Genomic DNA, 15,625 nt, shown 5'->3' with positions numbered 1-15,625 from the left:
ACAATATCAAGGTCGTATATTATGTTCGTTAAAATCCTTTTCTTCTGTTCCAATATCTTCATTTATAAAAGATAACAACTTGTAGGCTATTTCCAATAAAAGTATAATAAAATATTTTCATGATCATTTACTACTCTGTAATACTTCTATATGTATTTTTAATAAAGTCTTCCAAAAAAGATACTACTTCTGCAACTCTATTATAATCTACTAATTCTAAAGTATCTCTCTCAGTATGTATTACGCTATCAATCATCCTAAAAATATTTTTAGATGTTAATACAATTGCAGGTATATGATTCATTAAAAATAACATGTGATCTCCTTCAACCCAAGGTTCAATAAACTCAAAATTTTCTTTCCCTACTATCATTTCTCTTAACAACAATTCTTTTTCGCCTAATTCCATCATGGCAATGGCAGTCTTACTATTTTTTAATCCAATGCCATCACAGTTAATTGCCAAAACAATATCGCTATCCTCACCAAGGTATTCATTCATGTATTCCACTTGACCAGGTGTCGAATAATAATCCTCTCCATTAAGTAGAACTAACTCAAAACAGTAATTTATCATCTCAACTTTTATAAGTCTACTTAGTAATAACAAAATAGCTATACCAGTCCCATTATCAAGTGCACCAATGGTACCATATTTTGTGTCCAGATGTGCTGTAATTACAACTTTCTTTTCTTTATCTTCATTTATTCTGGCAATCACATTTGCCCCTATTGAGTTTATCCTCTCTGCCTTTATTGATAGATTTATTGTACCAGTACTATTTAGTATTTTCTTACCTACTTCTTTTGTAACATAAACACTGGGTATATCGAAATCACCATCTTCAAAAATAGAAGTATCATTATCAACAATTGTCACAATTGCTGATGGTTTTTTCTCTTCCAGTAAACGAATTATCTCCTGGTGGTGCTCAGGATTATAAAATGAAAAGCTTTTGGGCATTAATTGTTCTGCAGTAAGATCTCCATATAATACTGCAACTTTATCTTTTATTCTACTTTTCTTCAATTTTTCGATTGATTTCAGTAAAACATATTCTGCTTCAACCTGACAAGCTTTCGTATAATATGATGGCTTAGCAGCAAAGCTTTCTCCATGACAGAAAAGTTCTACACCCTGTTCTTTCCAATCTATACAGGAGAATCCCTGTAATTCAACGTTGTACCCATTTTTTTCAAAATATGTTTTAGTATATTCTTCTAGTTGTCTATTCTTAATAGAACCTGTCAATCTTTCTCCATATTCTCCACATATTTTCTTTAATACCCTTTTTACTTCATTAATAATGTTTTCACTCATCTAAAATACCCCCTTTTTTAATTCTTAAAGAACAAATTGGCTACTGACCATAAAAAATACACCGCTTTAAATACATTTTAATCTAAAATGTATTAGTGGTGTATTACTGGAAGGTTATTTATTTTCTTATCAAATTTAAATATATCAAACTTCACTTTACTAGTTGGTACATTAAACTCCTCTGTATAATTCCTTGCAAGTAAATATTATATTGAACTAAGTTTCGCCTACACCTCAATTCTTAGTTGCTAAAATTTCAAAACGATAAGTAGTAATATAATTCTCGCCGAAAGGATAGTGAGTTTTGCCCTCTGCAGACAGGTTTTTGAGTATCTGAAAAATTTTATCTCTACTATCTCGAGCAGTTTCCATTCTGTCGAACCATAGTGGTAATTCATACTGTTCTTTTAATAAAGAAGTATGCTCTATAGTTAAAGGTAATTCTTTTAATAACTGATTCCATAACCGTGGTGAATAAGAAAACTGATGTGAACTATCTCTTAATAACTCAATGTGGTTAATTTCTTTTTCAAATTCCTCCCCATCAATAACTGAACAATCTAAAATGTAAAATTTACCTCCAGGCTTTAATACCCTACACATTTCCCGAAGTGCTTTATTTACATCTGAAAAATGATGAACTGCAAATCTTGATGCAACAATGTCAAATTGACAGTCTGGAATATTTAAGTTATGTACATCTTCAACTCTAAACGTAATATTACTTATACCCTCTTGTCTTGAAGCTATTTTAGCCTCTGTCAACATTTCTGGAGTAATATCAATTGCAACCACCTGTTGCACCGATGTGGCTAAAGCAATTGCCGTATGCCCGCCTCCTGTTGCAACATCTAAAGCAGAGGCTTCTGAAGAAGGCTTTATAAGCTCAATCATTCTTTCCAGAACAACTGGATTACCATGTGTAGAACTCTTTCTGTATTCCGAAGCCCTTTGCCCAAAATTCTTTCTAACCTTATTTAGGTTGTCCATGCTAATTACCTCCTTTAATTGACTTTATTCTCATCACTTCATAATATCCCTAGTTTTTGAAAAATGCAATAATTAATTCAATTGACGCTCCATTTCTTTTAATTAATTTATTGCAGTTCAAAAACACCTGTATAAAGCTGATAGTACTTACCCCTTTCAGAAATTAATTCTTCATGGCTGCCTCTTTCTATGATCCGGCCATCTTCAAGTACCATAATAACATCTGAATTTTTGACAGTAGATAAGCGGTGGGCAATAACAAACACAGTTCTACCCTTCATTAATGAATCCATACCCTGTTGTACAATAGCTTCAGTACGGGTATCTATAGATGATGTTGCTTCATCCAGAATCATAACAGGAGGGTCAGCAACAGCAGCTCGGGCAATGGAAATTAATTGTCTTTGACCCTGAGATAATCCGCTTTCAGTACCAGAAAGAACAGTTTCATAACCCTGAGGCAGCATTCTAATAAAACTATCTGCATTGGCCAGTTTTGCTGCTGCAATACATTCCTCATCACTGGCATCTAACCTGCCGTAGCGAATATTTTCCATTACCGTACCAGTAAATAGATTAACATCCTGTAGTACAATGCCCAGGGAACGACGTAAATCACTCTTTTTAATTTTATTAATATTTATCCCATCATAACGAATTTTACCATCAGCAATATCGTAAAATCGATTAATTAAGTTAGTAATGGTAGTCTTTCCTGCCCCTGTTGCACCTACAAGGGCTACCTTCTGGCCAGGTTCAGCATATAAAGTAATATTGTGTAAGACCATCTCATCCTCTTCATAGGCAAAATCTACATCATAGAAACGTACTTCTCCTTTCAGTTCAGTATAGCTAACTGTACCATTAGCATGAGGGTGTTTCCAGGCCCATAACTCTGTCCGCTCTTCAGTTTCAACAATCCTGCCCTTTTCTTTTCTGGCATTAACAAGAGTAACATAGCCATCATCTTTTTCTTTTTCTTCATCCATCAGTTTAAAAATACGCTCGGCACCGGCCAGAGCCATAACGACAGCATTTACCTGCTGAGATACCCGGGCAATAGGCATTATAAAGTTCCTGGATAACTGTAAAAATGCAGCAATCATACCAAGGGTAAGTACATTTATACCAAGTAGGCTGACATTGCTAACTCCCATAATTCCCATTATACCGCCAACAACTGCCAGCAGTACATATAATAAATAACCCAGATTGTTCATCACAGGCATCAAAATATTGGCATATTTATTGGCAGCTGTGGCATGACTACATAGTTGATCATTTTTAAAGTCAAATATTTCCTCCGCCTTTCTTTCATGACAAAATACTTTGATAACCCTCTGACCGTGAATCATCTCTTCAATATAGCCGTTAACATCACCAAGTGACTGCTGCTGCTTCACAAAGAAACTAGCACTCCTACCTGCAATAATACGGGTTAGCTTCAAGATAAGAAAAACAAAAATAAAAACAAAAATAGTTAACCAGAGACTAAGGTATAACATAGCAATAAATACAGCCGCAACAGTAATAATAGAAGAAAAAACCTGTGGTAAGCTCTGAGCAATCATCTGGCGGAGTGTATCCGTATCATTTGTATAATGACTCATGATATCACCGTGGGTATGGGTGTCAAAATATTTAATCGACAGAGACTGCATATGTGAAAACAGATCATCACGAATCTTTTTGAGTACTCCCTGAGCTATTACCACCATCAATCTATTATAAAATAAAGTAGCAAGAACACCTATCAGATAAATACCACCCATCAAAATAATCACTCTAAACAATCCCGAAAAATCAGGTACTGCTTCCAGTAAAAGTGGTGTAATATAATTATCAATTAATTTTTGCAAAAACAGAGAGGAAACTGCAGCTGTCACTGCACTGATTATTATACAAATAATAACAGCAATAAATTGAACTTTATACTGCTTGATATATGAAAACAACCTTTTGATAGTATCTGATTCCATTTTGGCTTTTGTTGGAATATCCTGTATTCCGGAACCTGGGCTCGTAGCTTTACTCATTTCCCTTACCTCCCTTGACCTGTGATTCATATACTTCCTTATATATTGGACTACTTTCCAGTAATTCTTCGTGTGTACCAACTGCTGCAATTTTCCCATCATCCATAATAATAATTTTATCTGCATCCTGTACAGAAGAAACCCTCTGAGAGATTATTATCATGGTAGTATTAGGAATTTCACCTCGAAATGCACTACGAATCAAGGCATCTGTTTTAGTATCAACTGCACTGGTAGAGTCATCCAGGATTAGTATTTTCGGCTTTTTAAGTAAAGCCCTTGCAATACATAAGCGCTGTTTTTGACCACCGGAAACATTGGAACCACCCTGTTCAAGATAGGTATCATACTTCTTCGGAAAGTTCTGGATGAAAGGATCAGCTTGAGCTAATTTACAGACCCAAACCAGCTCCTGATCTGAAGCATTTTCATTACCCCAGCGGAGATTTTCCTTAATAGTTCCAGAAAAAAGAACATTCTTTTGTAAGACCATTGCCACCTGATTGCGGAGGGTTTTAAGATCATAATCACGGACATCTATACCTCCAACAGTTACCCGACCGAAGTCAACATCATAGAGGCGGAGAATAAGCTGGACCAGACTGCTTTTAGATGAACCTGTACCCCCAATAATACCTACTGTTTCACCTGATTTTATTTTTAAATTAATATCCTCAAGAACCAGTTTTCCTGTATTTTTCCCATAACTAAAATTTACATCTTCAAAACAAATTTCCCCATCCAGGACTTCATATATAGGATTATCGCAATTCTTTAGATCACTTTCTTCATCCATCAACTCGACAGTTCTTTCTGCTGATGCCCTGGATATGGTAATCATTACAAAGACCATAGAGAGCATCATCAGACTACCTAGAATCTGCATAGCATAAGTTATAAGACTGACTAACTGTCCAGTACTTAGCCCAGATCCAGGGTTACCACCAGCAGCCACAATAATTCTCGCACCAAACCATGATACCAATAATAATGATCCATACATACAAAATTGCATTAACGGCATATTAAAAGCAAGTGTCTTTTCTGCAGTGGAAAAATCCTGATAAATCTTCTGCGAGATATCTGTAAACTTCTTATTTTCGTAATCCTCACGAATAAATGATTTTACAACTCGAATAGCCCGGAGGTTTTCCTGGACAACATTATTTAATTTATCATATTTTTTAAAAACACGTACAAAAATCGGGTGTGCTTTTTTCATGATCAAAAATAAACCACTTCCAAGAATAGGTATACAGGCAAGGAAAATTAATGATAGTTCTACATTGATACTAAAAGAAGCTGCCAAAGAGAAAATTAACATAATAGGACTGCGGATAGCCATCCGAATAATCATTTGAAAAGCATTCTGCAAATTAGTAACATCAGTTGTCAATCTGGTTACAATACTAGCTGTAGAGAACTTATCAATATTAGAAAAAGAAAAATTTTGCACATTATAGAACATATCATGCCGAAGATTCCTAGCAAATCCTGCTGATGCTACGGCTGCACTACGACCTGCCAGAGTACCAAAAATCAGGGAAATAAAAGCAGATATCAGCAGGGCAGCACCCATTTTCAAGATAACTGTCATCTTAGCAGCATCAATTCCATAATCAATCATATTAGCCATTAAAATTGGGATTATAACTTCCATAATAACTTCCATTATTACATAAATTGGAGTTAGAATGGATTCCTTCTTGTACTGTCTTATACAAGCTGCTAAACGTCTTATCATAGGTCTAAATTCCCTCCAAATTATAATTATTACTCAGCCAAATTAGACTTCATTCTCTCTATATATGAAAAAAAATTATCAATTTCCTCCTGTGTAAATCCACGGGTCAGAGTAGCTTCCAGATTTTTGATGTCATCCTTGATAGCATTATGCAGGGTTAACGCCTGGGATGTAAGCATAAGTTTTTTCAGTCGGGCATCATCTGGGACACTACAGCGTGCAATTAATCCCTTCTGTTCCATCAACTTAACTACCTTTGATATGGTTGATCTGGTAACAGAAAATTTCTCTTCCAGGTCTTTTTGAAAAATATCTTTATCACGGTTTTCAGCAAGATAAGCAATAATCCAGCCATTGGTACCTGTAATGCTCTTTGCATATTGAAAGTTGATTGAATTTTCAAGATGGCGCCTGATGAGCTTTGTCAGTGAATGAACCACCATACCAACTTCTTGATCATTCATCTCATATTCCCCCAGAAAATAATGTTGGATATCAAACTATATAACAATAAATATTATAATTACTTTTTAGTCATTAGTCAATCACTTTTTTAAATTTGGCAAATTTTAAAGCCAAAATTCAACAATAGTATCCTGTTCCTAATCATAAAATACCAGGATAGTATTTGACACAACTGATTAATACCTCTTAAACCTAACACAAAGCTCATATGTAGTATACATTGACATAGAAAAAGAAAAATATTATACTCTAATCAATTATTTAGATTACAGAAGGATTGTTTAGAGTCATAGAACGGGCTGAAGAAGGGAAAGGGGTTAGTAGAAGTATTTTTTTAAAATGCTTGGGCAGAACTATTAGTGATTTGTGTTTTTTTCAATTTTCCTGTCCGATATTCAAAAGAAGAAAATTATTTCTATAAATTTCAATAAAGAATTCTCCTCCCTTTATTAGATTAAGTGAATACTTATGATTTCAAATATATGGATAATTTTTTTATTGATTAGCGGCAATTTTGCTATTTACTATCTCTATAGAAACTAACATGATAAAAGCCAATATCAATATAAAGAAAGGAAATAATGAAATTCCAATATATCCAGCAATTAAACCGAAGAAAGGCGGCATGAAGGTAGAACCAATATAAGCAAAAGCCATCTGAACTCCCATCATTGCCTGTGAAAGTTCATTACCAAATACCTTTGGGGTCTGATGAAGCATACTAGGGTAAATAGGTGCACATCCGACACCTATCAGAGTTAAACCAGAGGGAATTTTCCATAAAGGTAACGGAAGTATAAAGAGCAATATTCCAAGAAAAATACTACTCAGTCCAATTCGGATTAGTTGTTTATTTGAAAACTTAATAGATACAAACCCGGACACAAAACGCCCAAGTGTTATACCCAGGTAATATACTGAAGTCCAGACTGCTGCAACTTCTGATAATACCCCATAATTATTCACAGCATAGCTACTAGCCCAGAGTCCTGTAGTTAATTCTAACGCACAGTAAGAAAAGAAAGCCAGTAAAACTGTCTTTGATTTGGGAATTTTAAGAATTTCATGCAGTGAAAGGGTTTGTATATCATTAGTCTCATTACTATTACTATCATTTTCTTGTTTCTTATTTTTATCTGTTACCGCTTTCTTCCATATTGGAAGTGATGTTAGAAGGGCAATAACCAGAATACTCTGTATAATACCAATTGTTATATAACCCATATTCCAGTTATTATTCTGAACCAGCCAATATGACATAATTACCGGCCCTACTGTTGCTCCTACTCCCCAGAAACAATGTAACCAGTTCATATGTTTAGCCTCATAATGCAAAGCAACAAAATTATTCAGAGCAGCATCAACTGATCCAGCACCTAACCCAAGGGGAATTGCAAACAGCAGTAAAAAGATAAAAGAATGTGATAACCCAAATCCTATCAAGGCAAGAGCCGTCATTGCTACACTAATTATTGTTACCATACCGGTTCCATATCTTTTTATAAACCTTGTACTTAAAAAGCTAGATATGACTGTACCTGCTGCAATTATCATTGCTATTATTCCTGCATATGAAACAACTACAGATAAATCTTTATACATTACCGGCCAGGCAGAACCTAGCAGCGAATCAGGTAATCCAAGACTAATAAAAGAAATATAAATAATTATAAGTAAAATAAACAATTGCATTCCTCCTAGTGTGATGAATTGAATTTCCCTATTATATTTTTCTAATTCTCCAAATAAGGACTTATATAACCTATCGAGCATCCAGTAGTCGTTGGCTTCAATTTTTCTATAGAATGTCTTGCTTCAATTTCCTTTTTATTTGTTCCAGATGATTAATGAAATTCAACTTTTAAACTAGAGCAGATGGCTGCTCACATTTAAACTTCATATCATAATGTTTTCCACTATTTGAAGCAATATGAAATCCATGCATAGCTTCAAGTACATGAAAAGCTAATTCTCCACTAGCGCGGTGCTTATCATCATCAAAAACCGCACGAGCCATATCTGACAAACCCATTCCCCTACTGTTTACAGCATATCCATGACTTAATGGTATTTCTTTCCATTTATCATAATCATATCTTTTTAGATAAATAGGCCCGCCGAAAGTATTCGGATCAGGAACAATTAAAGAACCAAGGCTCCCATGTACCTCTATTCTTGGTAATTTAGAATCCCAGATATCAAAACTGGTAATAATAGTTGCAACTGCTCCGTTTTCAAAATCCATAACCCCGGCAACATGTGTGGGTATATCTACTTCTATTTTTTGACCATATTTAGCTTCACTTGTTATAGTCCTTTCAGGATAAGTTATTCTGGCTGAACCTGTAACACGGGACATAGGTCCCATCAAGGAAACCAGAGCTGTTAAATAATAAGGCCCCATATCGAACATTGGTCCCCCACCGACTTTATAATAAAATCCAGGGTCAGGATGCCAGCTTTCATGCCCGTGACAGACCATAAAAGCTTCTGCTGCCACTGGCTCACCAATCCATCCATCATCAATTAATTTACGACAAGTCTGTAACCCTCCACCAAGAAAAGTATCTGGTGCACAGCCGACCTTTAAACCTTTTTTTTCCGCAAGACTTAATATCTTTTTCCCATCATCTATACTAATAGTAAAAGGTTTCTCGCCATAAACATGTTTACCAGATTCCAAAGCTGCCAGGGCAATTTCAGCATGTACATCCGGTGTGGTGAGATTTAATACTATATCAATATCCGGATCACCTAATAGCTCTTCACTTGTACAGACCTCAGGTATTTCATATTTTTCTTTTTTCTCCTCAGCCCGCTCAACTATCAAATCAGAAACTGCCTTTACATTTAAATTATCGAAAACATGAGTACAATTTTCTAAATATATATCACTAATATTTCCACAACCTATAATACCAACATTAAGCTTTTCTTCCATATCAGAATCCCCCCTTGTTATTATATCAATCTCTCTATATATACTTTTCAAAAATTATAGTTATATATATTAAAGCTATATCCTAAAAAATTATCTTTCACCCATAGCAAAATAAATTAAAACATTTTCTTATCACTTTTGAACTTATTAATATCTGCTCCCTCTTCCACTGCCAATTTCTTACCTTCAGCAGCCCATAGAAGACCCCTTTTCATTAATTCAAATGCTTCTGGTATATCAAAAATATCATTATGGTGCCCCAGAGAATTATAAAAGACCCTCCCGTATCCCCAGCGTTTAGTCCAGGCAACAGGTATATCAACCTCCCCATTTGATGCATGATACCAGTTTACAGCAGGGAAACGAGTTGTAGCCAAAACTTCTACAGCAGGATCAACATGTAAATAATAATGTTCACTCTCCACTTCAAAATCCGATATACCAGTAGTTATAGTACTGGAACTATTCCTGACATTAACTGTATATTTAACACCATCTCCACCGGGATGTGCTACCCAGTTTCCACCTGTCATAAACTGCCAGGCAACACTTTCCCGAAAAGCATCACATAACCCACCATGACATCCGGCCAATCCAACCCCACTACCTACAGCTTCCATGACAGACTCCAACTGTTCTTCTGTAATTTTCCCCATTGTCCAAATAGGAACAATTAAATCTAAAAATTTAATCTTCTCCCTATCAAGAAAAACATCAAGGGTATCATGTATCTCTACCTGAAAATTGGATTCCTTTAAAATCTTTTCAAATCTTTCCGCAACCTGAACTGGTTGATGACCATCCCAGCCCCCCTGCACAATCAAAGCCTTTTTCACGCTAATTCCTCCCTATCTTTCTGTATAATACTAAAATTTGTCCATTAGTATAACTCTCCAATTAAATTTTATATAAAAAAAAGGCAAGATTCATGTCATATCTTGCCCTACTATTCTTAAATATTGCTAAATTAAATTATTTTTATTTAAATGCTGATTTCTGAAACTCTTTAGGTGAACACCCTTTTATCTTTTTAAATACCCTGTAAAATGTCTTTATACTATTAAAACCAGTATCAAAAGAAATATCAGTAATTGATTTATCCCTTTCATTTATAAGAAGCCACTCTGCTTTTCCTATTCTATAGTGTTCAAGATACTGACCAAATGTCATTCCTACAGCTTCCTTAAAAAATCTAGCAAAATAATAAACACTATAGTTTGCAACACCTGCGACCTTGTCTAAAGTAATATCATCAGTATAATATTTTTCAACATATTCAAAAACATTTTTCAACCTTTCTAATTGCTCATTTTGCTTATTCTTATCATTTAGGGTATATTCCTTTTGTGGGATATTCCTTAATAAAATGGCTACAATATCGTATAAACGTGCTTTTAAAACAAGATGATATCCATCCTGTTTTTTATTAAATTCTTCAATTATTTTTAGAATTTGCTTCTCTAATTTTTGATGTATTAATTCATTTTCATTAGATACAGGCTGTTCCTTTTTACTTAACTGATGAGTTTTACTAAGCAGTGGTGTAATAAATCTCCCCTCATTCTTTGCCGTTGATAAATCATTAAAGATTGATAAACCAAATTGTATAAAAACTTTTTTACTATCACCTAAACGCGGCAAAAAATAATGAACATCCCCACTTCCAATTAATAAAATGTCACCTGTTTTTAAATCATATTGAATATTACTCAAGCCCACTTTACAATTACCTGACTCTACATAAATTATCTCTATCTCCTCATGCCAGTGTGGTGGAAAACTAAAAGCCGCTTCATTCAGAAACAGTTTAAAAGGGAAGCCGGGCTCCAGAATTTCTTTTTGTTTAAATGCTTTCATTTACAATCACCATTTTGATTTTAACATTTCCATCTCATAATATCCAGTAATTTATAGGGTTAACCTCTTTTCCAGAGTCCAAATTATTGAATAATATGTTTACTCGGATCCTCTTCGATTCATTACATAATCCTCAAAACTAATACCAGGCAATCTCCTCTTCCTATAACGCATATCAGTAATTATTTTTTCTATATCAGCAATAGGTTTATTTTCACTTATGTAGTATTCATATAGAATATCTAAAGTAACAATATTATTTATCTCTCCATTGTCAATAAATGGCCTTATATCTCGTAGATTATTGAAGTACTGCCAATATGCTCAATCTCTTCTACAATCATCCCCAGCTTATTTAGCAGCTGCTTTTCCTCCCTGGCAAATAAATCCTGCCAGGCAGAATAATAATCTATTAAACTGACCGCATTATTTTCCAGTCCTAGCATTTTTCATTCCTTCCTTATAATACTGCATATATCTCTAATATCTGCGCTTGATAGCTTTATTTACTTCCTCCAAATCGAATTCTTTATATCCCTGAGATTGTCCCCAGTCCATCATAGAATCATAGTCAGGATGATCAGGATCAGCTATTATCTCTAAAAATTTCTGATATCCATATTTTCCACCCACATCTTCCGGAGGTGTATTTCCCTCACCAGTTAGACATTGCGGATAGTTATAACTATAATCATCGATAATTTCCTCAACTTCAAGATAATGCTGCCAGTTATCTCCAAAGTCATAATTATATTTAATTCTGGCAGGAAGATATTTAGAAAGTCTGATTCCTTTTTCCAGTTTCATCTTCACATAATCATCCTGATATTCCAGATCCTCTTCTGAACCAATCAGACAGATAATAGGTCTCAAGCCATCTTTATGATATCCAGAATGATTTATATTAGAAATATCTGTTTTTTCTTCACCATAAATATAAAACTCATGCAGGTGATAATCCTTCCAACCAAAAGCAGCCTGAATTACCTGATGTAATTTCGCAAAAGATATATTTACCGGCACTACCAGTCTCCGCCAGACCTTTTCTTTCTCCAGAGCCAGGCTTATCATGATTACCGCAGCCTGACAGCTGAAAATATTCTCACCCGAAAGAGCCTCCAGATCCTGATAAAATTCTTCATTGGGGTCGATATAGCCACCTTCCCCATCTCCTACCATCATTTGACTAATACTTTTACTGAGAGCTGGTTGATATATTGAACTTTCGTCCAGTAATTCAGAGTAAAACTCTACTAATCTACATGATTCATTCATCCTGGAGACCAGAGAGCGATTTCTGGTCTTTGCATAGACTATATCCCCACTGTTATTTATAAATTTTTCTACAAGATCATCCTTAATATATTCTTCCTCTAGTGTCCTTCTTACAACTTCCCTAATATGCTGATCAAATTCTTTTAAATCTTTAGCTTTCAAGCCATATAAAACAATTGAATAGCGATTTTTATCGTTGACCAGCACCACTGTCTTTCTGCGATTAACTGTTATTATATTAGTATGCCAGGAAAACAGTGCTTCTTCCTCTATCCCCGGCTCAGGTTTTACCTTTAGTTGATTCAGTAATTTTTTTGTACATTGTATTAGCATAAAGAAAACTCCTTTTCTCATAAGGTATATTATTAAAAGATACTGGATTTCACTGAATTGAGGCGACCAAACTGCAGGTCCTATGCATCTTTAATATGGTCAATGGAATTAAGTAAAATATAGTATAATATATTGTGTGTATATTTATTTTAAAATTTATATAAAGTATAATTATATAAAATCAACTTATATAAATGAAGGAGTGTTTCCCATGATAAAAGTAAAAGTTAAGGATATATTATCACAAAAAAACAGGTCAATTTACTGGCTTTCTAGTAATACTAATTTAACCTACCCTACCTTATATAGAATGGTTAATCAACAAACTGAAGGTATTCAATTTCATACACTAGAGGAAGTTATGAAAGCCCTCAATATTACAGATTTTAATCAAATATTAGAGTTAGTTGATGAAGAAAAGTAAAATAATATTAATTAACCTGCCAGACAAACAGCCATTCTGGGCATTATTGGAAATATCTTTAACCTTTTTATTAAAATAAAAAACAGCCCTAACGGCTGTCATATCAATCATTATAGTTGGAGGCGGCATCCAGATTTGAACTGGAGAATAAAGGATTTGCAGTCCTCTGCCTTACCACTTGGCTATGCCGCCCCATATTTTATTATATGCAAATGGAGCGGGAAACGGGACTCGAACCCGCGACCTTCTCGTTGGCAACGAGATGCTCTACCAGCTGAGCTATTCCCGCAAAAAAAATGGTGGTGAGAGACAGAATCGAACTGTCGACACGTGGATTTTCAGTCCACTGCTCTACCGACTGAGCTATCTCACCAAAAATGGCGAAGGCGATGGGATTTGAACCCACGATCTCCGGCGTGACAGGCCGGCGCGATAAACCACTACGCTACGCCTCCATTTTGGAAGTTAGATAAAACCTCTTATTTACCTCTCATCTCTTACATCATAAATAAAATGGTGGGCGAAACAGGGCTCGAACCTGTGACCCCCTGCTTGTAAGGCAGGTGCTCTCCCAACTGAGCTATTCGCCCGTGACAACATGTTATGCTGTCAGCATTAATAAGTATACACAATAAGACTTCTTAAGTCAAAGACCATTATAACTAATAATAATCCTTTATTTTTATTTATACCTATTTATCTCTCTAATACTTGCTGTTTCTAGGAAAGAACTCCTCTAATAATCCAATCTATTCAGCAGGTTCTACAGTATAATCTATTGTCAATTCATCTTTATTCTTCATTAAATACTGAACAAGCTCTGTTATCAGTGTATATTCAATATTCGTATTTACTGTTTTAAAAGTATCTACAGTAGTATTAAAAAGCTCTGGTATATCAACCAGTCCCTTTTCCTGAAAAGCCTTATCTATTATGGCATTAATTACCTTCTGCTGCCGTTTAACACGGGTAGTTTCTTCTGTTCTATAGTCATACCAGCGGACATAATTAAGTGTTTCTTTTCCAGAAAGATTATTATTACCCTCATGCAAGTTAAGAGCCAGGCCAGGTATCTTTAAATCTTCATCCAGCTCTATAGTTATCCCCTCAAGATTATCAACTAGATTTTTGAAACCATTATAACTTACTGTAAAATAATAATCTATATTCGTACCGGTCAAAGCACCTGCCTCAGCCATTATATTACTTAATTCCTCTTCTTTTATATCTTCACTAACTGACTTATCCTCTGAAATAATATTAACTACATTTAAATTGTTTTCTAATGTATCTAGTTTTACTAAAACCATAGTATCAACGTTTATTTCCCCATCAGATTCACTACTATTAGCAGCATCATCAAAACCCATTATTAATACATTCACATTATCCTGCAAATTAGTACTGGCCATACCTGGAATTAACTGTGGATAAAAATAATACAGATAAAACCCTACAGCAAGTAAAATTAAAGCAATAAACACTGCAATATATATCTTAAAGTTATTTCTTCGGGAACTATTCTGATTTTGATTCCCTTCTGCCATATAAATCATCCTCCTTAAAAATAATCCCACTAATTCTGATATCCTAACTTTATTATTCTATAAAATAATAAAAATTCCTGCTTTTATAAAAATTAATTCTGCAAATATAATCCTTTCTACCTGGTTACTGTTATTATTTTCATCATAAAAATCTTGTCAGAAATCTATTTTTATTATATAATATTTTTATTATCGAAATAATAAATAATAAAAATATTATTATGGAGAGGAGTGAACTAAATATGGAATTAAAGGAAGAGACAGTAAAGCTAGATAACCTGTTAAGGAGGATTAATATACATCTTAATAAATATACTAAAACAAAATTAAGTAAATACAGTTTAACCTTCCCCCGGTTTCATACACTATGGGTTATTTCTAAATTAGAACCAGTAAATATGAGCCAATTAAATAAAAAATTAATGGCAGCTAATAGTACCCTCACAGTCACTGTTGATCATTTAGTAGAAGAAGGCTTTGTTGATAGATGCAGGGATAAAAAAGATAGACGGATAGTCCTATTAAAAACCACCCAGCAGGGCAAAATGCAGCTGCAAAAACTGCTTAATGAAAGACAGTTATTTTTTCAAAAAGCACTAAACGAAATAGATATAGATGAGCAGAAACAGGCAATTTGTTTATTAGAAAATCTTTTAAATAACCTAATAAATTTATAGTACACATTATTTTTT

At 34.3% G+C, this 15,625-nt stretch carries 14 protein-coding genes and 5 tRNA genes; 2 read left to right on the top strand and 17 right to left on the bottom strand.

The features are described 5' to 3' along the window. Positions 1-130: 130 nt before the first annotated feature. The 11 genes from GM661_RS05180 to GM661_RS05130 all read right to left on the bottom strand — a co-directional run bounded on the left by GM661_RS05180 (position 131) and on the right by GM661_RS05130 (position 12,962). Positions 131-1,321, bottom strand: coding sequence for a M28 family metallopeptidase (locus GM661_RS05180; RefSeq protein ID WP_230869044.1), 1,191 nt, complete (start codon positions 1,319-1,321; stop codon positions 131-133). A 234-nt stretch (positions 1,322-1,555) separates the two neighbouring features. Further along, complete coding sequence (locus tag GM661_RS05175; protein WP_230869043.1) at positions 1,556-2,311, bottom strand: class I SAM-dependent methyltransferase; 756 nt, start codon at positions 2,309-2,311, stop codon at positions 1,556-1,558. A gap of 107 nt (positions 2,312-2,418) precedes the next feature. Beyond that, on the bottom strand, positions 2,419-4,290 hold the full coding sequence (locus tag GM661_RS05170; RefSeq protein ID WP_407929642.1) for an ABC transporter ATP-binding protein: 1,872 nt from the start codon (positions 4,288-4,290) through the stop codon (positions 2,419-2,421). Between the two features lie 49 nt (positions 4,291-4,339). Further along, entirely contained in the window at positions 4,340-6,091 is a 1,752-nt protein-coding gene (locus tag GM661_RS05165; protein ID WP_230869041.1) for an ABC transporter ATP-binding protein, read from the bottom strand. 29 nt (positions 6,092-6,120) lie between these two features. After that, entirely contained in the window at positions 6,121-6,555 is a 435-nt protein-coding gene (locus tag GM661_RS05160; protein WP_230869040.1) for a MarR family winged helix-turn-helix transcriptional regulator, read from the bottom strand. Between the two features lie 496 nt (positions 6,556-7,051). Next, positions 7,052-8,248 carry an MFS transporter gene (locus GM661_RS05155; protein WP_407929616.1) on the bottom strand — a complete coding sequence of 399 codons (1,197 nt, stop codon included), beginning with the start codon at positions 8,246-8,248 and terminating at the stop codon, positions 7,052-7,054. Between the two features lie 169 nt (positions 8,249-8,417). Further along, on the bottom strand, positions 8,418-9,497 hold the full coding sequence (locus GM661_RS05150) for a Gfo/Idh/MocA family protein (RefSeq protein WP_230869038.1): 1,080 nt from the start codon (positions 9,495-9,497) through the stop codon (positions 8,418-8,420). Between the two features lie 116 nt (positions 9,498-9,613). Then, on the bottom strand, positions 9,614-10,333 hold the full coding sequence (locus GM661_RS05145) for a ThuA domain-containing protein (protein WP_230869037.1): 720 nt from the start codon (positions 10,331-10,333) through the stop codon (positions 9,614-9,616). Between the two features lie 142 nt (positions 10,334-10,475). Beyond that, positions 10,476-11,354 carry an AraC family transcriptional regulator gene (locus tag GM661_RS05140; protein ID WP_230869036.1) on the bottom strand — a complete coding sequence of 293 codons (879 nt, stop codon included), beginning with the start codon at positions 11,352-11,354 and terminating at the stop codon, positions 10,476-10,478. A 287-nt stretch (positions 11,355-11,641) separates the two neighbouring features. Continuing rightward, a complete protein-coding gene (locus GM661_RS05135) occupies positions 11,642-11,800 on the bottom strand; it encodes a GrpB family protein (RefSeq protein WP_230869035.1) in 159 nt (52 codons plus the stop codon). Between the two features lie 34 nt (positions 11,801-11,834). Beyond that, complete coding sequence (locus GM661_RS05130) at positions 11,835-12,962, bottom strand: plasmid pRiA4b ORF-3 family protein (protein ID WP_230869034.1); 1,128 nt, start codon at positions 12,960-12,962, stop codon at positions 11,835-11,837. 211 nt (positions 12,963-13,173) lie between these two features. Here GM661_RS05130 and GM661_RS05125 point away from each other — a divergent pair, with 211 nt between their 5' ends. Then, positions 13,174-13,386 carry a helix-turn-helix domain-containing protein gene (locus tag GM661_RS05125; RefSeq protein ID WP_230869033.1) on the top strand — a complete coding sequence of 71 codons (213 nt, stop codon included), beginning with the start codon at positions 13,174-13,176 and terminating at the stop codon, positions 13,384-13,386. Between the two features lie 117 nt (positions 13,387-13,503). On the opposite strand, the gene GM661_RS05120 is transcribed toward GM661_RS05125, so the two are convergent. From GM661_RS05120 to GM661_RS05095, 6 genes are all read right to left on the bottom strand, one after another. Next, a tRNA-Cys gene (locus tag GM661_RS05120) sits at positions 13,504-13,578 on the bottom strand. A gap of 21 nt (positions 13,579-13,599) precedes the next feature. After that, positions 13,600-13,675, bottom strand: a tRNA-Gly gene (locus GM661_RS05115). 8 nt (positions 13,676-13,683) lie between these two features. After that, a tRNA-Phe gene (locus GM661_RS05110) sits at positions 13,684-13,759 on the bottom strand. A gap of 5 nt (positions 13,760-13,764) precedes the next feature. Next, positions 13,765-13,841, bottom strand: a tRNA-Asp gene (locus tag GM661_RS05105). A gap of 59 nt (positions 13,842-13,900) precedes the next feature. Further along, positions 13,901-13,976, bottom strand: a tRNA-Val gene (locus tag GM661_RS05100). Positions 13,977-14,135: 159 nt separating this feature from the next. Further along, on the bottom strand, positions 14,136-14,933 hold the full coding sequence (locus tag GM661_RS05095) for an LCP family protein (protein WP_230869032.1): 798 nt from the start codon (positions 14,931-14,933) through the stop codon (positions 14,136-14,138). Between the two features lie 242 nt (positions 14,934-15,175). Between GM661_RS05095 and GM661_RS05090 the strand changes: the two genes are divergently transcribed. Next, complete coding sequence (locus GM661_RS05090) at positions 15,176-15,610, top strand: MarR family winged helix-turn-helix transcriptional regulator (protein ID WP_230869031.1); 435 nt, start codon at positions 15,176-15,178, stop codon at positions 15,608-15,610. Positions 15,611-15,625: the final 15 nt, after the last annotated feature.

The sequence above is a fragment of the Iocasia fonsfrigidae genome (assembly GCF_017751145.1).
Classification (GTDB): domain Bacteria; phylum Bacillota; class Halanaerobiia; order Halanaerobiales; family DTU029; genus Iocasia; species Iocasia fonsfrigidae.
Note: the sequence above shows the minus strand (reverse complement) of the source record. Positions and strands in the feature narration are given on the sequence as shown.